The organism is Pseudomonas khavaziana (assembly GCF_036704165.1).
In the GTDB taxonomy this organism is placed as follows: domain Bacteria; phylum Pseudomonadota; class Gammaproteobacteria; order Pseudomonadales; family Pseudomonadaceae; genus Aquipseudomonas; species Aquipseudomonas khavaziana.
The window spans coordinates 3,593,401-3,613,316 of sequence record NZ_CP129946.1; the positions used below are offsets into that span (position 1 = coordinate 3,593,401).

Sequence of the window (19,916 nt, forward strand, 5' to 3'; positions counted from 1 at the left end):
CATGGAAAACTCCGTTAACTAATTCTTCCCCAAGGCTTTTTCCTACGGATTCAATCTGCCACACTGATGCGAATAATTATCAACAGATTTATTGTTCGCCACGGATGGCTTCTGGGGAGCCCTATAACAATGTTTGTGCAACAACGCAGCGGCAACGTATTTTCACCCAGCCTGATGGCGATTGCCATTTGCCTGACAACCTCTCACGCGGCCCTGGCCGCCGATGCCGAAGCACCGGCGACCATTGAACTGGGCGCCACCCAGGTCTCCGGTCAACAGCTGGGCCAAACCACCGAAGGCACCGAGTCGTACACCACCGGCTCGATGAGCACCGCGACCAAGCTTCCCCTGACCCTGCGCGAAACCCCGCAGGCCGTGACCGTGATCACCCGCCAGCGCATGGACGACCAGGCGATGACCAGCATCAACGACGTGGTCAACGCCACGCCTGGGCTGTTCCTGAACTACTCCAATGGCCCTGGCCGCCAAGCCTTTACCGCCCGTGGTTTCGATATCGACAACCTCATGTATGACGGTATCCCCAGCGGCTATAACGGCGTTTCGGTAGGCGCCCAGCCGAACCTGGCGATGTTCGACCGCGTCGAGGTGGTGCGCGGCGCTACCGGCCTGGTCACCGGCGCAGGCAACCCATCGGCGGCCATCAACCTGATTCGTAAGCGGCCTTTGTATGAGCAGAAAGTCACCCTGACCGGCGCCGCCGGCAGTTGGGATGACTACCGCGGCGAGCTTGATGCCTCCAGCCCGCTCAATGACAGTGGTACCTGGCGCGGCCGGGTCGTGACCTCCTACCGCGATGCCAACAGTTTCATCGATAACGCCGAGCAGGATCACGGCCTGTTCTATGCGGTGACCGAAGCCGACCTGAGCGAAGACACCAGCCTGACCCTCGGTTTCTCGAACCAGAAAGACAAGACCAACTACTTCTGGGGCTCGTCGATGATCGGCCAGGACGGCCACCACCTGAACCTGTCGCGCTCCTACAACCCGGGCACCGACTGGGAAAACAAGGACCAGGAAATCAACACGGTATTTGCCGAGCTACGCCAACGCCTGGCCAATGACTGGAACCTGCAGGTCAACGCCAATTATTCCGAACAGGATGCGTTGTTTTCCGGCTCCTACCAGTCGCGCTGGACCGACAACATCCTGGCTCGCACGGTGTACCAGGCCGCCTACGATGAAAACCAGGCCGGGGTCGACGCCTTTGCCAGCGGCCCGTTCCAGGCATTCGGGCGCACCCACGAACTGGTGGTGGGTGCCAGCAAGCGCATCTACGACATGACCACCCACAATTACAGTCCCTATGAAAGGGACTGGCCGCTCAATGCCGGCAAGCCGAACTTCGTCCACACCAACAACACACGCGACGTCACCACCCAGGACGGCTTTTACCTGACCACGCGCCTGAGCCTGGCCGACCCGCTCAAGCTGATCCTCGGCGGGCGCCTGGACTGGTACGACTACGATAACCGCGATGGCGACGGTGACTACAAGGTCACCCGTAACCTCACCCGCTACGCCGGCCTGATCTACGAGCTGGACGACCAGCACTCGGTGTATGTCAGCTACAGCGATATCTTCACACCGCAGAAGGAAAAGAACACCAGCGCGACCCCGCTCAAGCCGATTGTCGGCAAGAACTATGAAGTGGGTATCAAGGGCGAATACCTGGGCGGCGCGCTGAATGCGAGCCTGGCGATGTTCCGCGTCGACCAGGAAAACCGCGCCGTAAAGATCGTCGTGCCAGATTGCCCGCAGGCCTCCTGCTACCAAGCCTCGGGGGAAATCCGCAGCCAGGGTATCGACTTCGAACTGCAAGGCGCCTTGACTGAGAACTGGCAGGTCGGCGGTGGTTATACCTACGCGCGCACCCACACCATCAAGGACGATGCCAACCCGCAGAAGGTCAACAAGCAGTTCGACACTGACACCCCGGAGCATCTGTTCAAGCTGACCACCCGCTACAACTTCCAGGGCCCGCTGGAAAAACTTCGTGTGGGCGGCAACATCTCCTGGCAGAGCCGCATGTACAACGACATCGCACTGGCAGATGGCAGCCAATATCGGCTCAAACAAGGCGGCTATGCGGTCACCGACCTGATGGCCGGTTACCGGGTCAACCAGCATCTGGACCTGCAGCTCAACGCCAACAACATCTTTGACCGCAAGTACTACCAGGCCATCGCTGACTCTGCGAGCTATGGCGGTGATTCCTATGGCGCTCCGCGCAACATGATGCTGACCGCCAAGTACAGCTTCTAAGCGCCCATGCTGCTGCGGCTGCCTGTTCGGGCAGCCGTTCTAAAGTCCCCACAAGGTCTGCCGATAAAACGTTGGCAACCGCAAAAATCCCGAATATCTGCTTCACTCCACAGCGGCAGGCCTTCGTGGCACGCCGCGTGCTTGCTTGACCTCGGCACCCCACCCTCATGGAGTAAGAGTGAATGCCCGTCCGCCCCCGTTTTCTTGAGCACTACCGCAAGGCCGACCGCATCATGCTGGCATTGATCTGGCTGATGTCGCTATTCTCCCTGGGCTTGGCGTTCTGGCATGACACCTGGCTACAGGCGCTGATCGTCGGTGGCGGCACCGGCGTGGTGCTGACCGCGCTCTACCGCGTCATCGGCGGCACCCGTGTGATGCGCTGCGCACTGGGCGCCGGCCTGATGGTGATGGCGGCGCTGCACATCAACCAGGCGCATGGGGTGATCGAAGCCCACTTCGGCATTTTCGCATTACTGGCGGTGTTGACCTTCTACCGTGACTGGCTGCCGATCCTCGTGGCCGCGCTGACCATCGCTGTGCATCACCTGGTATTCCACGCGTTGCAGCACCAGGGTTTTGCGGTGTTTGTGATGGAGCATCACGGCGGCTGGACGATGATCTTCGTTCATGCGTTCTACGTGGTGATGGAAACCGTCGCCCTGCTTTACCTGGCGGTGCATAGCCAGGCCGAAGCGGTCGAGAGCCAGGAAATGCTCGAGAAGATGCTCGCCGTCACCTCGCAGATCACCGTGGAGTCGGCCAAAGGCGAAGGCAAGTCACGGGTCTCCCTGGCCACGCGTTTCGACCACTTCCTGCAACAGCTCACCCACCTGATCGATGGCGTCGCCCGCGATTCCCACGGCCTGGGGCAACTCGGTCAGGAACTGGCCACCGCCAGCGGCACCCTGGAAAAAGGCGCGCACCATCAATTGGCGCAGATCGGCGAGATGACCGGTTCGATGCAGCGCCTGGAAGCCGCCACCGGTCACATCACGGTGCAGGTCGAACAAGCGGTGGAACACGCAGGCCAGGCCAGCCGGCAGATTGTCCGCGGCCAGGAAAGCGTCGGTCGCGCCCAACATGAAATCAGCCAATTGGCATCACGCATCAACGGCACTGAATCCACCGTGCAATCCCTGGCCGTGCAGGCCGAGCAGATCGGCTCGGTGCTGGAGGTGATCAACAGCATCGCCAACCAAACCAACCTGTTGGCCCTCAACGCCGCCATTGAAGCCGCCCGCGCCGGCGAGCAGGGCCGGGGCTTTGCCGTGGTGGCCGATGAAGTGCGCAGCCTGGCCCAGCGCACCGCGCTCTCCACCCAGGAAATCAAGACCATCATCGAGGGCCTGCAACAGGGCAGTCGCCAGGCCGTCGAAGCCATGCACGCCAGCCGCGAAGGCGTGGAGCGCTGCGTGGAAGACAGCCAGTTGGCGGTGGACATGCTCCGCTCCGTGGGCCAGGACATTGCCCATATCGATCAACTCAACGGCCACATCGTCACCACCACCCGCGAGCAGACCTCGGCGAACCTGGAAATTGTCGAACGCCTGCAGTCTGTGCAAAACATCGCCCAGAACACCGCCGACGACGTCGAGACCCTTGCCCGCAGCAGCGAACGCCTGCCGCCGATTGCGGTGCGGCTGGATGCGCTGGGGCGCAGGTTTCATCCTTAAGTAGAGCACCAGCCATACCACGGGCAAAATGTGGCAGTCAGTTAAGCGTCAGTGTCCTCTGTAGGAGCGAGCTTGCTCGCGAAAAACGTCAACGATAACGCGTGATTCCTGAACAAACGCGGCGTCTATGGGTTTTTCGCGAGCAAGCTCGCTCCTACAAAAACCTTAACTGGCTGGCATTAGGGCAAGTCCCCCCCACAGTTGGACCGCGGCTGCCTTCCCACCTGCCAGGTGCCGCAGAGTGCACGCCACCGGTCGAGCTATTAAAGCAACGGACAACCTCCTACACTGCCGACATTCACACTTACCTGCGCAGCCTCGCTTTTCTGCCCGCCTCGCCTCCTACCAGGACTCCAGACATGCGCCTGTCCGACTTCATCCTTGAGCACCTCGAGCCGATCCTGCAGGCCTGGGAAGACTTCGCCAGAACCATCAAGACCCCGGGCGCAGACCTCGATAGCGTAGCGCTGCGCGATCATGCCGAGCAGATGTTGCGAGCCATCGTGAGCGACTTGCGCACCACGCAGACGAAGCGAGAACAAATAGCCAAGGCCCAAGGGCTGATTCCGGCCGATGATCAGGAAACCGCCGCTGAAACCCACGCAATGACGCGCCTGATGGCCGGATTCACGATTGATCAAATGGTCTCGGAATATCGCGCACTCAGAACCAGTGTGGTCAGCCAATGGATGAGGCAGGTCACTGAAGGCACGCCGATCAATGTCGACGATATGACTCGGTTCCACGAGGCCATCGATCAGGCCCTCGCCGAGTCCATCGCCAGCTATTCACGTGCGGTCGAGGCGTCACGCAATGTGTTCCTGGGCATACTCGGCCACGACTTGCGCACGCCCTTGGGCGCGATCCTGCTGGGAGCCGACGTGCTCAGGCGTTCAAAGGACGCCGGAGCCCGGGACACCAAAATTGCCAACCAGATGTACACCAGTGTGCGCCGAGCGAGCCGGATTGTTGGCGACCTGCTTGACCTGACACGTTGCCAGATGGGCCCGGGCATCCCGGTAAAAACCGCGGATATCGATCTCGCACCGCTGTGCCAGCGGGTGGTGGAAGAAATCCAGGCGTTTCATCCAGAGGCCAATGTCGTATTCGACATGAAGGCTGCCGTTTCAGGCAAATTTGATGGTGCCAGAATGGAACAGGTCTTCTCGAACATCATCAGCAACGCAGTGCAGCATGGGGACACCACACGGCCTATCAAAGTCGAACTGGAAACCCTGGAGGATTGCGCGATATTCACCGTGCACAACAGTGGCGAGGCGATACCCGAGGACGTGCTGCCCTTCATATTCAACCCCATGGGCCGTTTCTCCCAGCGCTCGGCAATCGATCATGGCCCTGCAGAAGGGTTGGGCCTGGGCCTGTTCATCGCCTCGGAAATCGTGGCATCCCATGCCGGATCCATCGAAGTCAGCTCGGATGCAGAACAGGGCACGGTATTTAGCGTGAGGCTCCCCCTCGACCGGTAAGCCACCCACGCCGTTAATGGCTTGATCGAGCGATAAGAGCTTCACTAGAAACTGTAGCGCGCTGTCAATTTCAAATTACGTGGGTCGCCATAAATGTCGTACGGGCTATAGGCACCATTGGCCACGCTGCTGTAGTACACACGGTCGAACAGGTTGTTGAGGTTCAGCTGCAGGTCCAATTGATCGCTGGCCTTGTAGCCTGCTACCAGACCGACCACGGTGTACGAGCCCTGTTCGTTTTTCCAGGCTGTGGCACCGGCGCCTCCCGCGGTGCGGATGCGGCTTTGCTGGTAGACATCGCCACCGACGCGCCAACGTTGCAACTCACCAGGCAAGGTGTAGATGGTCGAGAGCTTGAACAGTTGGCGCGGTTTCTTGCGATCGAAGTCTTCGCCCTCGCGGGCCGCATTGGCATCGCTGACGTATTGGGTCTGGGTGTAGGTGTAGCCACCCGCCAACTGCCAGTTATCGGTGAGGGCGCCCTGGATTTCCATATCAATACCGCGACTGCGTACCAGGCCGGCAGCTTCATAACAGGCGCTGGCCGGGCCCGAGCCACAGCCTTTGACGTCAGTCAGTTCTTGGGCGCGATTCTTCTGGTCAATCTGGAAAACCGCCATGCTGGCATTCAATGCGCCGTCAAAATATTCGCCTTTGATACCCATTTCATAATTCTCACCTACGACAGGAACGATGGCTTTTGCATCAACGCCTTTTTCGCTCTGCGGCTTGAAGATATCGGTATAGCTGACATACACCGAATGATGGGTATCCAGGTCATAGACCAGGCCGGCGTAGCGCGTCAGATTGCGCGTGACCTTGTAGTTGCTTTCGCTGTTTGCGCTGTCGTCGAACTCATACCAGTCGACACGACCACCAAGGATCAGCGAGAGCGGCTCAGTCAAGCGCAGACGGGTGCTGGCATACACGCTGTCCTGGGTGGTGGTTTCAGGAAGGCCATTACTGCCCCTGACGTAATCCGGCTTGGCATGCCCACGTGGATCCCATATAAAAGGGTTGATGCCGGCGTCGGTGTATGCGCTCCAGGCTTTGCCGGAGCGATAATCCAGCTTGCGCCTGCTGACGCCCAGGGTCAGGTCATGCTGTTGGCCGAGCAGTTGGAAGGGGCCGCTGAGCGCCAGGTCGTAGCCGGTTTCCTTCTGCTCCATGGCTTCCGTCCAAAGATACCGGCGGTTGTATTCCCAGATCGAAGAGGCCAGCACGTCGGTGTCGGTCTTGGACTGCATGGCGGCCGCACGCAGCGTCCAGTCATTGGGCAAGCCTTGCTCCAGGGTAGCGAAATAGCCGGTGGTGCGATTGTCCGAGTATTCCCAGTCCTGCCCCAGGAAGGTGTCGCGGGGCAGTCTAAGATGACCGCCGCCACGGGCCATGGGCAATCCCCCCCAGATATAGTTGGTGTGGCTCTTTTGGCGGTAACCGCCCAGAGTCAGGGTGGTGGTTTCACTCAGGTCAGCATCGACCACGCCGTAGAACAGATCATTATCACTCTCCACCGAGTCTCGGAAACTCTTGGCGTCCTGCCGCGAAACCACGGTACGCGCGCGCAGGGTGCCGCTGTCATTGAGCGGGCCACCGACATCCAGCGTACCGGAGTAATCATCCCAACTGCCGGCACTGCCGGTGAATGTGCCCTGGAATTGAGAGGTAGGACGCTTGCGCACCAGGTTGATAGCACCCGCAGGGCTGCCGGCGCCCTGGGCCAGCCCGTTGGGGCCGCGCACGATCTCCACCCGGTCATACATCGCCAGGTTGGCCTCGCCGCTGGGCAGATAGGTGAGGAAGCTGGTGGGAAAACCGTCGTACATGATGTTGTCGACGTCGAACCCCCGTGCGCTGAACGTCGGCCGCCCAGCACCGCCGGAGTTATTCAGGAAAAGCCCCGGAGCACTTTTGACCACGTCGCTGATGCTGGTCATGGCCTTGTCATCCATGCGCTTGCGCGTCACCACGCTGACCGATTGCGGCGTTTCGCGCAGGCTCAAGGGCAGTTTTGTGGCAGTCTGCATGGTTCCGGTAGTGTAGGAGCCGCTGTTTTCGGTCGTCGCTGCCAGACGTTGGCCGATGATGCTGGTCGCACCCAGCTCCAGGGCTGTATCCGCCACCTGCGGTGTCAACACGAAGAGACCATTACCCTGCGCTGAGGCTTGCAGGCCGGTGCCCTGGAGCAGTTGCTGCAGGCCATCGTCCACGCTGGTGGCGGCATGCAGACCAGGGCTGCGCAGACCTTCCACCATCCCAGGCTCGATCGGCAGGGTAATACCCGCCTGGCTGGCGAAGGTAGAGAGTGCACTGCTCAGGTTGCCGGCCGGCACCTGATAGGCCCGGCTCTGCTGCGCGCCCTGCTCGGCGGCCAGCAGAGTAGCGCAAGTCAGGCCGCCACCCGCAATGATCAGGCCCAGTGCGGTCGCGTGTACCGCCCGCGCCAATGGTTGCATGCCCAGCGTCGTCGCCATGTGTTCGTCCCCGCCCATGAAAGTGATGTTGTTATGAGAGGGACACGTAGCTGGGCAAAAACACGACACGCTTATTTACGCATTCCTACGCGGGGTGACAGTCACCCAGTAGGGCGTGCGGTAAAGGACGCTTACCGGCAGCGTCTGGCTGAGAGCCTGGAGAATCTGGTCGGTATCGCGCAACTGGAAGGTGCCGGAAATCAGCAACCCTGCGACGGCTGGATCGCAACGCAGCAGGCCGGGACGATAGCGATCCAACTCAGTGATGAAATCATCCAGGCGCATCTTTTCTGCGCGCAGCACGCCGGCAAGCCAGTCCAGACGGTTATGCGCCAGTGTCATCGAATATTCCACGGCCTGGTTGTTGACGTAGGTCTGCCGACCCGCCGCCAGGCGCATCATGCCCTCCTCCCCGGGTAACAGCCGCGGGCGCACCACGGCCGTGCCGTCCAGCGCGGCGAGGTAAGTGCGCTGCGGGTATTGGCGCACCATTAGGCGGTTGCCGAAAAGGACGATGCGGGCTTCGGCGGTGTCGACGATGAACGGCGGCCCCGCAGTCATGTGGGGTACCTCAAAGAGCATCTCGCCGGCGATAAGACGTATGCGACGAACGCTGTCGTCGTAGGCAATGTCGACAGCGCTGCCAGTGTTCAGGCGAATCTGCACGCCATCCGGCAGGTCCAGGGTGCGCTGCTCGCCTGCGGCGGTGCGCTCGTCCGCCTGCCACTCGCGCCATGGCAGCCCCCGATGGGCGGCAAGGCCCAGCGGAGCGGCAGCGATCAGCATCGCCAGGGTCTTGAGCACCTGCCGCCGCTCCAGGCCGCGTGGGCGCTCAAGCGCTGCGCGCTCTGCACGTGCGGCAAGCTGCTGGGCTCGACCGCAAAACTGCTCGGCCAGTTGCCAGGCCCGTTCGTGGTCGGCATGCCGCGCTCGCCACTCGGCGCCAGCGGCATGCTCGGCGGCGCACGCGTTGCTGTTCTGCAAGCGTACGTACCAGTTGGCCGCTTCGCGAGCAATACGCCGGTCGATGGGCGTGTTATTCATGCCGCGCTCTGGCTGGCGAGCACAATGCATTCTTCCAGAGCCCGCGCAAGGTAGCGCTGTACCGAACGCACGCTGAGACCGAGCCGGCTGGCGATCTCTTCCTGCGTATACCCCTCCAGTTGTGACATCAGGAACGCTTGCCGGGTTTTGGCCGGCAAGAGCGCAAGTACCTGGTCGATCTCGTCGAGGGCTTCAAGCACCAGCGCCTGATGTTCCAGCGACGGCGTCAGGTCTTCCGGGGTTTGCGCCAGCGCAGCCAGGTAGGCCTGTTCCAGTGAGCGACGGCGGTAGAGGTTGAGGGTGAGGCGATTGGCAACAGTGGCCAGATACGCACGTGGAGTTGTGAAGTTCAGCGGCTCGCCAGGCCTACTGCTGAGCAAACGCACGAACGTATCCTGGGCCAAGTCTGCCGCATCAGCCGCATTGCCCAAACGCCTGCGCAACCAACCCTGCAGCCAACCGTGGTGGTGGCTGTAGAGTTGCCCGATAGATTGAGACACGTGATGATTGGCTGGTGGAGTTGGTTGCACGATATAAGACAGATGTTAATGAGAATTCATCGCATTCTATCAGTGAAACGTCTTACCCGTACACGTAAAAGGTCCTGCAATGAAGCAGCGGTATTGGTGGGCAACAATCGGCGATGTTCTGATGGGCATTCCACGACCCTGACGCCCGTTGCTTCCTCTACTCAGGTGGCTGCGCGCCCGGCCGGGCACGCTCAAACCCCAAAGTTGAACGCAATTGAGATCCGCCGCCGCGTACCTGAAAAGCGTCGTACCGAGTGCATAAGCCAAGACGGAAACATGACGAAGGTGCCGCTGGCCGCCGCGCAGGTACTACTGAACCCAGCAGTCAGGCAGTCCTCCACTCTCATTCGCAGGGCCGGGTTGTAGGTCGAGGCCACCATGCCGCGCGGGTCGAGGAATTCCAGGTCTCCGCCCACCGCCGGGTCGTCCTCCCGGCCACCGGCATCGACCCAATACACCCCGGACCAGAACGCCCCCGGGTGGCCGTGCAATGCATTGCTGTGCCCGGCCTCATTCACGTTCACCCAGGCATTGATCTTCCATTCGAAACCGGGCTCGATAAAGCCGTATTGTTCGCTATGCACGGCCGTCAGCTGAGTGGCGAACTCTGTGGCAAACCTCACCAGCGTCTCGCAGGCTGCCCCGCCCCACTCCGGGAAATCATGGGCGGACTGCCAGCCGCCGGTATTGCTGCGCTGCGCCCCCCGGGTGTCGGCGGCCATGCGCTGGGCAATCAGGGCTTTGAGCTCCCCGTTGAGCCAATGCGCATCCGGCACCTGGATGCTGGCCAACGGGCTTGGAAACAGCCGGCGGATGGTGATGAGCTGCGGATCCAACCGCTGATGAGAAGTCTGCATCGAGGCACTACCCGGTTACGCAAGTGGCTGAAAAACATACCGAATAAGCGCAACCAGTGGTGTAAACCTTTGTTAAGAACTTAAGGGTTATTGATCGCCGGAGTGCCCCTGCGACGTTTTCTGCAAGCGCTCCAGCACCTCATCACATGCCGCTGCCCACGCCTGCGGCGCGCCTTTGTCGCGCAGCACTTCGAGCCCGGCCGCCGTGAAGGTGCCCGGTGTCGCGATGGCATTGCCCAAGGTGTCCATGCGCACCTGAGGCTGATGACCGGCGCTGGCCAGGCAGTCCTGCATATTGCCCATCACCAATTGCCGGGCATGCTCCGGACTCAGTCCTTTATCGGTAAACCACTGCTGGAGATCATTGAGAAAGAAATAGAACCAACCGTTCATGCAGGCCGCGACGGTGGCCAGTTCGAAGGCATCTTCCTGATCCAGCACGATCAACCTCCCCAGGGTGGCCAACAACGCCTCATGGGCCTGCCCCGAGGGCGTCACCACCACTGTCGATTGGTTGATCTGCGCGGCGTAGGACAGCATCGCCCGCATTGGCTGCGCCTGTGGGAAGCTACGCGCCAGGTCCTCCAGCTTCATGCCGGCGACCAGGGAAACCAAAGATTGTCCCGGCTTGAGGCGGACCTCCCTGGACAGTCCTTCCACCCCATCGGGGCGCACACCCAGGAACAACAGGTCCGCCTGATCGACCACGCTTTGGTTGTCGGCCATAACCTCACAAGCCCAGGCCCTGCCCAACTGCCGGGCGCGCTCATGGTTGCGTGGTGACAGCAGCACATGCCCGCTGAAACCGCCGCGGCGCAGGCCGATCACGACTTTTTCAGTCAATTCGCCGACGCCCAGAATGCCGATGCTCAGCAAGGTGTTTCCTCCGTTTTCAAAGCCCATCATGGGTGTTGCAGCATCATAGCCAGATTACAAGGCAGCGGGCCAACGCAAGGATTGTCCAACCGCGCCACGTAGCCTTATGCTCATGCCTCTGTCACCTGCCACCTGCCACCTGGAGCCGCCATGGACCTCGCCACCCTCGCCCTCTTTCTCCCCGCCTGCTTCGCCCTGAACATGGCGCCCGGCCCCAACAACCTGCTGTCGGTGAGCAACGCCACCCGTTACGGCTATCGCACCTCCTGCCTGGCCGGTCTCGGCCGCTTGCTGGCCTTCGCCGGCATGATCGCCCTCGCCTCTACAGGGTTGGCGGTGGTGCTGCAAACGTCGGAGTTGTTGTTCTACGGGATCAAGTTGCTCGGTGCGGCGTACCTGTTTTATCTCGCATATCAACTGTGGGGGGCGGATCCGCAGAAGGAAGCGCAAACTGCCACGCACAAGGTGGGTTTGTGGGCCCTGGCAAGGCAGGAGTTTCTGGTGGCAGCGGGCAACCCGAAAGCCATTCTGATCTTCACCGCTTTCCTCCCGCAGTTCGTAGTGCCCGGCCAGCCCATCACTACGCAATTTGCCCTGCTGGGCGCGATGTTCCTGGCACTGGAATGGGTCGCCATCAGCGCCTACGCCTACATGGGCCTGCATATGCGCCGCTGGTTCGCCGAGCCGAGGGGCAAGCGCATCTTCAATCGTTGCTGCGCAGGGTTGTTGTCGGCGGCGGCGACGGTGTTGTTGACTGCGCGCAGGGCTTGAACCTCGCCTCTCATCCAGATGGGAAAAGCGCTATGAAGCGGCTATTGATAGGTGTCCGCCTCCTGCGCCGGATAAAACTCGCCCTTCTTACCCATCTTTTCCAGGCGTTGGCGCACGATCAACTCGACGCTGGCCACCGCGGCATGATCGTCAGGATCGACCAACTGCAAGCATAGGCGTCGCATATTCTGATCGTGGGTGCCCTCGCTGAGCATTTCGTGGGTGAACACTTGTTCGCCACGCCATAGGCACAGCTGGGTATGGGTGCCGCCCAGCCATATCTCGTTGATGGATCCAAGGTCAGTAGTAGCCAGTTGATCCACGGTGATTATCTTGTCCATTGCCCTGTACCTTACCCATGATTAGATACAGGTAGACTTCCAGGCACAGTCGCTCGTTCCCGGCGTGTGCGGCTGCGCGATCTGTTGAATCTCAAATCGTTTCATAACACCCCTATCCTGGTATGAGCTCGTTTTAATGGGCAGGGTTCCAGCTAGACCGGATTACACCTCACTTACCTGGACAATCGTCTTGCCAAAGTTACGTCCCTTGAGTTGGTCGATCAAAGCTTGCGGCGCCGTATGCAACCCATGGGTAATCTGTTCGCGATAACTCAATTTGCCATCGGCGATCCACTGGCCCGCCTCCTCGAGAAAATCAGCTAGCTGCTCTTGAGCATATTCCGTCTGGATGAAACCACGCAGGGTCAGGCTCTTGCCCATAATCTGCGCCATCGTATTGGAGAGGCGATCGGTGTTTTCCTGGGCACCGGACGGTTTCTCGTATTGAGAAATAACCCCGCACACAGGTACGCGAGCGTAAGTATTCAAGAGCGGCAGCACCGCATCCCAGATTTTTCCGCCGACACTTTCAAAATAGACGTCAATCCCGTCCGGGCAGGCTTTGGCCAGTTGTTCCGCGAAGTCTGGCGCGTTGTAATCGGCCACTGCATCGAAACGCAGCTCGTCCTTCACGTAAGAGAGTTTATGCGCCCCGGTAGTGATGCCTACCGCTCGCGCACCACGCAGACGGGCGATTTGTCCGACCATAGAGCCGACCGCGCCGCTGGCAGCCGCAACCACAACGGTTTCGCCCGGCTTGGGCTTGCCAATGTTACGCAAGCCCGCGTAGGCCGTGAAACCAGTCATTCCAAGCACGCCCAGTGCGGTGGAAGGCGGCGCCAGGTCTGGATCAAGTCGACGCAGGTCGCTGCCGTCTGAAACGGCAAAGCGTTGCCATCCGGAAAAAGCCAATACCCAAGCACCGACTTGCCAATCGGGGTGATGAGACTCCCTCACACGAGACACCGTAGCACCGACGATGACCTGGTCGATCTCGATAGGATCGTTGTAGGACTTTTCAGCCCTCATCCACCAGCGCATATAAGGGTCAATCGAGAGGTAAATGGTTTCCAGCAGAACTTCGCGCTCGCCAGGTATCGGTACGGCTACATCCTCAAGACGTAGGTCGGATGGCTTCAAGTCTCCGTCTGGACGCGCCGCCAATACGACCTGCTGATTCGATAGTTTTGTCATTACATTCTCGCGCTTGGGTTGATCAAATGATGCGGTAGGCAACGTCTGCCGCACTCACATACAAAATGTATGCAATTAATGTATTAACATACGCACTGCATGTCAATGCATTCATGATCTAGTAAGGAGAGCCTGATGGCGCGACAAAAACGTGCAGATATGATTGCGTCAACGCGTAGCAAATTGATCGCGGCAGGCCGCAAAGCCTTTGCAGAGAAGGGCTACGCCGAAACTGCCATGGAGGATCTGACAGCGGATGCCGAACTGACACGCGGCGCGCTCTATCACCACTTCGGTGGCAAGAAAGGCCTGTTGGAAGCCGTGATTGCTCAGATAGACGAAGAATCCTCGGCGCGCCTACGTGCAGTCGTGGAAACAGCAGATACGCCGTGGGAGGGTTTCGTTGAGGAGTGCGTCGAGTGGATCAAGCTTGCACTTGAACCGGAAATTCAACGTATCGTTCTGCTGGATGGCCCTGCGGTTCTTGGCGATCCGGCGCGGGCCGCCAGCCAAAGCGCGTGCCTGGCCAGCACCATGCACAGCATTCAGGTGTTGATCGATCAGAACGTCATCAAACCCGTGGATGCACAGGCGACTGCCTATCTGGTCAACGGCGCTGCGTTGAATGCGTCTTTGTGGATTGCCAGTGCGGCTGATCCACATTTGGCGTCGACGCAAGCGATCGCCAGCTTTCGTATTTTGCTATCGGGGCTGCTGCGATAGGGGAGTAAGCTTGCTCTCCCTGGAGCCTGACAGCCGACCGCTATCTAGCTGATACTCTACGATCCAAATGTGGGGCTTGCCCGCGAAGACGTGAGACCAGCAAACATTGATGTTGGCTGACCCACCGCTATCGGGAGCAAGCCCCCTCCCACATTTGGATCGCGGCGCATTTATTGGATACTGACACCTGTTCGCCTGCAAAAATGGGCCTTGTGAAATGGAAGTCATCTCATGTTCGAACGCAACAAACTGGTGCCGGAGTTAATGGTCACCAACCTGCAGGGCAGCTTGGCTTTTTGGGTTTCTTGCCTGGGGTTCAAAGTAGCTTATCAACGCCCGGAAGATGGGTTTGCATACCTTGATTTGAATGGCGCTCAAGTAATGCTTGAGCAGATTGATCCGCGCGCGGGTCAATGGCTGACGGCGCCGTTGACCAGGCCGTTTGGAAGAGGCATGAACCTACAGATTGATGTGGAAGCTGTCGCCCCCATCATCCAAAAACTTGATCAGGCTGGTGTTTCACTCTATCGAGAATGCAAAGACACTTGGTATCGGGCTGAAAATGTAGAAGTAGGCCAGCGAGAATTCATCGTCCAGGATGCCGATGGTTATCTCGTGAGGTTGGTAGAGCGGTTGGGCGAGCGTCCGCTGTTGGTCGAAAATGGTCGTTAGTGAGCGTCAGCTATCGGCCAAGAGCAGTCGTTCAGGACAGTGCAACGGCTGACCTTGCGTGCGCGAAGAGGAATGGTTGAGGTATCTTGTCAAGCTTGCGATCCGCTTAAGACTCCAAGGAAGCCAATGTTCAGTTCACTCGTTTCAAATGGTCAGCTACAAGCGGCTGATTGCTCAGAACTGATGGTCCCCTGGTGGAGTTTCACGAAAACGGTCTTGGCTGCTACGGCCCTATCGTTGGTGCGTGACGGGCTGGTCGGATTGGACGACCCCGTTCTTGATCAGCCTTTTACGCTACGCCAGTTACTGCGGCATGAGGCCGGTCTGGCTGATTACGCAGAACTTGCGGAGTATCACTGCGCCGTTGAAAACAGTGAGCCCGCCTGGCCGGCCGATGAAATGATGCAACGCCTTGACGGTGCTCGACTCCGATACAGTCCCGGACAAGGTTGGCGTTACTCGAATGTTGGCTACCTGCTTGTCGGCAGGCTAATCGAAAGGCTGACTGATCTGAAACTTGATGAAGCGGTAATTCAACGCACACTTTCTCCGCTGGGCTTATCGAGCGTTCGCTTTGCAAAAACGCCAGCAGATTTGCAAACGACCCACCTTGGAAGTGCATCAAATTATGATCCCGCCTGGGTTTACCACGGCTTGTTGATCGGCCACATTTCGCAAGCAGCGTTATTTCTGGATCGACTCTTTTGTGCAGACCTACTCTCCACGGACTTGCTTGAGGAAATGCAGAGCGCACGAACATTGGGCGGCCCGATTCCCGGGCGCCCATGGATCACGCCGGGATATGGCCTTGGCATGATGCAGGGAACGATTGAAGGCGGATATTCCCTATGCGGGCACACAGGCTGCGGGCCGGACAATGTCATTGCTGTCTACCGTATCTGCGACGGTAACGCATCGGCTTGTTGCGCTGCTTTTGAGGCGGGCGCCAGCGAAGGTGCCGTCGAAGCCATTGTTGTTAGACAGCTGATGCAAGTTCTGCGGCAGAGGGACTGAGAACGTCGAAGTCCTATTGGCGTTGGCCTCCTGATTCGTGTGCAGGCCAGTGCTACCCATCCGTGGTAAATAAAAAGGCCTTGGCGAAATAATTAGGGAGCAGCATCGCCAAGGCCAAAAACAATTACTTCGCCATCGGCTCGATCAGTTTGGAAACCACCGGCGCCTGCCACCGCTCCAGAGCATCAATCAAGGCGCCGGGGTGCTCGTTGAACATCAGCATCTGGCTGTGTTCGACCTTCATGAAGCCTTCCTTCACCGCATGATCGAACAGGCTGCGCACCGGGTTGAAGAACCCTGCCGTATTAAGGCACGCCACGCCCTTGTGGTGTTCGCCTACCTGGGTCAGCGTGGCCGCTTCAAACAATTCTTCCAGTGTTCCCAGCCCGCCGGGCAAGGCAATGAAAGCGTCGGCGTAGTCACTCATTCGGGTCTTGCGGCTGCGCATGTCCTGGGTCACTTCATGTTGGGTGAGCCCGGCGTGGGAATGACCGCGCTCATGCAGCAACAGGGTGATGATGCCGACGACTTCACCACCTTCAGCCAATGCGGCATCCGCCACCACCCCCATCAAGCCTTTGTGGGTGCCGCCGTAGACCAGGCGAATGCCGCGCCGGGCGATTTCCCGGCCTAGGGCCTGAGCGCCCTGCGCATACTCCGGGTTGGAGCCGAAATTGGTACCGCAGAAAACCGCAACGCTGTGCAGGAGAGTGGGCATGAAGACTCCAGGCTGGTGAGAACAAGCCGTGCAGCCTAGCGGCCCCGACCATAGGGCGAAAGAGCCAAGAACTGGCTTGCGGATCAGGCCATGAGCGCATCCAAGATGCGTTTTCCAAAGACCTCGGCGACAGCCTCCGATTCGATATTGGCAAAGCCCAGAAGCAGGCCGGGGCCAGTCTGGCCTTCAATATTCCAGTCGTTCAAGGCTTCTGCATAAATGCCGGCCTGTGCCAGGCGTTCCATGCACAGGCGGTCTGACTGTTGAGCGTTCAGGCGCAGGATCAAGTGCATCCCGCCCGGTTGGGCATCAATCGAAATATGCTCGCCCAATGCTTTGCGCAGCCCTCTGGCCGTGGCTTCCCGACGTTCACCGTAGAGTTTTCGCATCCGCTGGATATGCCGCGCAAAATGCCCCTCAGTCATAAACGTCGCGACGATCGCCTGGGTCAGCTCCGGGCAACCGCCTAGGAAGGTCTGGCTCACGTGTTCGAAGCGTTCCACTTGAGCCGCAGGCACCACCAGATAGGCGAGGCGGATGCCGGGAAACAACACCTTGCTGAAGGTCCCGGCATAGAGCACCCGGCCGTCGCGATCCAGACTCTTGAGGGCCGGCAATGGCCGGCTGACATAACGGTATTCTCCGTCGTAGTCGTCCTCGATGATCCAGGCTTGCTGACGGCTGGCCCAATCCAGCAGCTCCAGGCGCCTAGGCAAGGACAGCGAAACACACAGCGGGCTTTGATGGGCCGGCGTGACCACCACAGCGCGGGCACCTTTACCCTTTTGCACGGCGTGGGATACCAGCATGCCGTCCTGGTCTACGGGTATCGGTATGGCGTTGATATTCAGGTAATCCAGCAACGGCCGAGTGAACAGGTAGCCCGGGTCTTCCACTAGCACCCGATCGCCCGGTTCCAGCAGTGCGTGGGCGATCAGCCCCAGCGAGTTGCGGTAGCCCGAGGTGACGAAGACTTGTGCAGGCGAGCAGTGGATACCCCGGGCAACCTGCAAGTAGCTGGCAATCGCCGTGCGCAGCGAGTACAGGCCAAAGATGCAGGGGTTGGCCATGTCGGCGAGCTGCGTGGCCCGGACGCAACGCGCGGCGATTTTCGACCAGATCTTGCGCGGGAACGCATCCAGTGCCGGCAACCCCATTTGAAACGGCAAGACGGCCGCCTTGCGCCGGACGGTGTTGTGCTCGCTGGCCGTCATGGGGCGTACCGGCAGGCTGGCCTTGATCCCTTCAGCCACCACGGTGCCGGCTTGGCCACGGGCCTGGATATAACCTTCGGCCACCAGCAGCGAATACGCCGTGTCGATGGTGCCCCTGGCCAGCCCAAGCTCTTTGGCCAGGGCCCGGGCCGCGGGTATGCGTTCGCCCGGCTTGAGCAAACCGTCGGCAATCGCGCTGCGGAAGCGCCAGTATAGTTGCCGGTAAATCGGCTCAGTGGAGCCGGCGTCCAGCGGTGAGAAGGTCTTAATCGAGGTGCTCATCCGGCGACGGTCCTGTTCAGGTTGCAAAGTAGTCGTGCAGCGCCTGGTCGGTTTGGAGGCGCGTCTGGGCCAGTGTTTCCTGGCGCGAAGCAGTGCCTTCAATGGTGAAGAAGGTCACGTCGTGCAGTCCGATCATGCCGAGTATCGTTTTCAGGTACGGTGTTAAGAAGTCCGGCTGGTGGGCACGCTCCCCGGAAAACCGTCCGCCCGAGGCAATTGCGACGAACACAGGCCGGTCATGCAACAGGCCTATCTTGCCCTGGGCCGAGATATCGAAGGTGCGGCGCACCCGCGCAATGTGATCGAGCCAAAGCTTGAGCGTCGCGGGTACCGTGTAGTTATGCATGGGCGTAGCGATCACCACAACATCGGCCAGCTCCAACTCGCGAACAAGCCGCTCGGACTGGGCCATAGAACCGTCGGAAGAGACATCCACGAGGGACTGCTGGGATGTTGCATAAGGCTCGTCCACCGGCGCCAGGACGTTGCCGGCGATGGGGCGTTCGGTCACCTCGGCATCTGGGTGCCGCCGACGCAGGCTTTCGATGATCTTGTGGGAGAGTGCGTTGCTCTCCGATGCTTGCCCGCGAGGGCTGGCACTAACATGGAGGATATTCATGGTGCGTTACTTCCTGGATGGATGGCCTTCAGCCTACTAATCCCATGATCCATTCCAGAGAGCCAAGAATGAAGATTCCGACTAGACCATAACGACGCATTCATGGTCTAGCATTCAAGCCAGATCATGGATCTTCCGGGCTAGGCCATGGCGCTCCAAGATGGCGGTCTCATCCAACCGCTACAGGATTTAACCATGACAACACGTCTCGACTACACCAAAGCTTCCCCCGAAGGTTACAAGGCGTTCGGCGGGGTTTACGTCTACCTGCAGAATAGCGGCCTGTCCAAGGAACTGATCGACCTGGTCTACCTGCGGGTTTCGCAAATCAACGGGTGTGCCTTTTGCATCGACATGCACTCGCGAGACTTGCTCAAGCAAGGCCTGGCCGTGGACAAATTGGCGCTGGTGCCCGTATGGAATGACGCTGGCGCAGTCTTCACACTCCGTGAGCGTGTGGCGCTGGCCTTTGCCGAAGCGGTCACCGCCAGTGATGTTTCGGACGCTGACTACGCTGCCGCTGCAGCCGAGTTCAGTGACAAGGACCTGGCCGATCTCACTTATGGCATTGCCTTGATGAATGCCTTCAATCGACTGGGCATCACCTTCCGTACCGCTCCAGCAGCGGCCGCCAAGGCTTAAGTCGAAGCAGATTAGTGGTGGTGAGGAGGCTAGGCCCCTCGCCACACACCTACTGTATTTCTTGAGGGTTCACTCTATGGCATGGCTACTTCTCGGCTTGGCCGGCATTCTTGAAATTGCCTTCGCGTTCTCAATGAAGGCCTCGGATGGCTTCACCCGATTCACCCCCGGTTTGCTCACCGTCGTAACCGGCGTCTTCAGCGTGATCCTGCTGTCCATCTCCCTGCGCACGCTTCCGGTGGGCAGCGCCTACGCTGTCTGGACCGGAATCGGCGCCGCCGGTACCGCTATCATTGGCATGGCGCTGCTGGGGGACTCCACCGCGCCGTTACGGATTCTGTGCATTATGCTGATACTGGCAGGCGTGATCGGTCTCAAACTGGTTACGGCAAATTAGTGCCGAGTCGATAGTGAGCAGGTATTTATTAGATTCGATAAATACTGGGCCAGCCGCTGAATAAACTGCGGGGCACTGTGTGACGTACAACATCCGACCTGC

The 19,916-nt window shown here is 59.6% G+C and carries 19 protein-coding genes; 9 read left to right on the forward strand and 10 right to left on the reverse strand.

Translation table 11 applies throughout. The annotated features are described in order from the left end of the window. The first annotated feature begins 129 nt into the window (after window positions 1-129). From QYQ93_RS15890 to QYQ93_RS15900, 3 genes are all read left to right on the forward strand, one after another. On the forward strand, window positions 130-2,283 hold the full coding sequence (locus QYQ93_RS15890) for a TonB-dependent siderophore receptor (protein ID WP_043047744.1): 2,154 nt from the start codon (window positions 130-132) through the stop codon (window positions 2,281-2,283). A gap of 962 nt (window positions 2,284-3,245) precedes the next feature. Further along, on the forward strand, window positions 3,246-3,959 hold the full coding sequence (locus tag QYQ93_RS28610) for a methyl-accepting chemotaxis protein (RefSeq protein ID WP_422394056.1): 714 nt from the start codon (window positions 3,246-3,248) through the stop codon (window positions 3,957-3,959). 359 nt (window positions 3,960-4,318) lie between these two features. Next, a complete protein-coding gene (locus tag QYQ93_RS15900; protein WP_043047746.1) occupies window positions 4,319-5,446 on the forward strand; it encodes a sensor histidine kinase in 1,128 nt (375 codons plus the stop codon). Between the two features lie 44 nt (window positions 5,447-5,490). Here the strand turns inward: QYQ93_RS15900 and QYQ93_RS15905 are convergent, their stop codons facing one another. The 5 genes from QYQ93_RS15905 to QYQ93_RS15925 form a co-directional block, all read right to left on the reverse strand. After that, entirely contained in the window at window positions 5,491-7,920 is a 2,430-nt protein-coding gene (locus tag QYQ93_RS15905; protein WP_052501132.1) for a TonB-dependent siderophore receptor, read from the reverse strand. Window positions 7,921-7,995: 75 nt separating this feature from the next. Beyond that, complete coding sequence (locus QYQ93_RS15910) at window positions 7,996-8,964, reverse strand: FecR family protein (protein ID WP_338475008.1); 969 nt, start codon at window positions 8,962-8,964, stop codon at window positions 7,996-7,998. Then, entirely contained in the window at window positions 8,961-9,464 is a 504-nt protein-coding gene (locus QYQ93_RS15915) for a sigma-70 family RNA polymerase sigma factor (protein ID WP_422394024.1), read from the reverse strand. Before QYQ93_RS15915 ends, QYQ93_RS15910 begins: the two co-directional genes overlap by 4 nt. A 221-nt stretch (window positions 9,465-9,685) precedes the next feature. After that, window positions 9,686-10,351, reverse strand: a complete 666-nt coding sequence (locus tag QYQ93_RS15920) for a TIGR02466 family protein (protein WP_338475010.1) — start codon at window positions 10,349-10,351, stop codon at window positions 9,686-9,688. Window positions 10,352-10,438: 87 nt separating this feature from the next. After that, window positions 10,439-11,227, reverse strand: coding sequence for an NAD(P)-binding domain-containing protein (locus QYQ93_RS15925; RefSeq protein ID WP_338477266.1), 789 nt, complete (start codon window positions 11,225-11,227; stop codon window positions 10,439-10,441). Window positions 11,228-11,377: 150 nt separating this feature from the next. On the opposite strand from QYQ93_RS15925, the gene QYQ93_RS15930 reads away from it, so the two are divergent. Then, window positions 11,378-11,998 (forward strand): LysE family translocator, encoded by a 621-nt coding sequence (locus QYQ93_RS15930; RefSeq protein ID WP_043047752.1) that lies wholly within the window; start codon window positions 11,378-11,380, stop codon window positions 11,996-11,998. Window positions 11,999-12,039: 41 nt separating this feature from the next. On the opposite strand, the gene QYQ93_RS15935 is transcribed toward QYQ93_RS15930, so the two are convergent. Further along, window positions 12,040-12,339, reverse strand: a complete 300-nt coding sequence (locus QYQ93_RS15935) for a hypothetical protein (RefSeq protein ID WP_043047753.1) — start codon at window positions 12,337-12,339, stop codon at window positions 12,040-12,042. A 162-nt stretch (window positions 12,340-12,501) separates the two neighbouring features. Next, entirely contained in the window at window positions 12,502-13,533 is a 1,032-nt protein-coding gene (locus QYQ93_RS15940) for an NADP-dependent oxidoreductase (RefSeq protein WP_338475011.1), read from the reverse strand. Window positions 13,534-13,668: 135 nt separating this feature from the next. On the opposite strand from QYQ93_RS15940, the gene QYQ93_RS15945 reads away from it, so the two are divergent. From QYQ93_RS15945 to QYQ93_RS15955, 3 genes are all read left to right on the forward strand, one after another. Further along, window positions 13,669-14,256 (forward strand): TetR/AcrR family transcriptional regulator, encoded by a 588-nt coding sequence (locus tag QYQ93_RS15945; protein ID WP_046068320.1) that lies wholly within the window; start codon window positions 13,669-13,671, stop codon window positions 14,254-14,256. A 231-nt stretch (window positions 14,257-14,487) separates the two neighbouring features. Next, window positions 14,488-14,928: a VOC family protein gene (locus QYQ93_RS15950; protein WP_338475012.1), complete on the forward strand. Its 441-nt coding sequence runs from the start codon at window positions 14,488-14,490 to the stop codon at window positions 14,926-14,928. A gap of 126 nt (window positions 14,929-15,054) precedes the next feature. Further along, window positions 15,055-15,942, forward strand: a complete 888-nt coding sequence (locus QYQ93_RS15955; RefSeq protein ID WP_338475013.1) for a serine hydrolase domain-containing protein — start codon at window positions 15,055-15,057, stop codon at window positions 15,940-15,942. Window positions 15,943-16,066: 124 nt separating this feature from the next. On the opposite strand, the gene QYQ93_RS15960 is transcribed toward QYQ93_RS15955, so the two are convergent. From QYQ93_RS15960 to QYQ93_RS15970, 3 genes are all read right to left on the reverse strand, one after another. Then, entirely contained in the window at window positions 16,067-16,660 is a 594-nt protein-coding gene (locus QYQ93_RS15960; protein WP_338475014.1) for a TIGR00730 family Rossman fold protein, read from the reverse strand. 83 nt (window positions 16,661-16,743) lie between these two features. Next, entirely contained in the window at window positions 16,744-18,156 is a 1,413-nt protein-coding gene (locus tag QYQ93_RS15965; protein WP_338475015.1) for a PLP-dependent aminotransferase family protein, read from the reverse strand. 16 nt (window positions 18,157-18,172) lie between these two features. Next, a complete protein-coding gene (locus QYQ93_RS15970) occupies window positions 18,173-18,775 on the reverse strand; it encodes an FMN-dependent NADH-azoreductase (protein WP_338475016.1) in 603 nt (200 codons plus the stop codon). A 195-nt stretch (window positions 18,776-18,970) separates the two neighbouring features. On the opposite strand from QYQ93_RS15970, the gene QYQ93_RS15975 reads away from it, so the two are divergent. Both QYQ93_RS15975 and QYQ93_RS15980 read left to right on the forward strand, forming a co-directional pair. Continuing rightward, entirely contained in the window at window positions 18,971-19,417 is a 447-nt protein-coding gene (locus QYQ93_RS15975) for a carboxymuconolactone decarboxylase family protein (protein WP_338475017.1), read from the forward strand. A 76-nt stretch (window positions 19,418-19,493) separates the two neighbouring features. Then, on the forward strand, window positions 19,494-19,814 hold the full coding sequence (locus QYQ93_RS15980) for a DMT family transporter (protein WP_042955101.1): 321 nt from the start codon (window positions 19,494-19,496) through the stop codon (window positions 19,812-19,814). The last annotated feature ends 102 nt before the right edge of the window (window positions 19,815-19,916 follow it).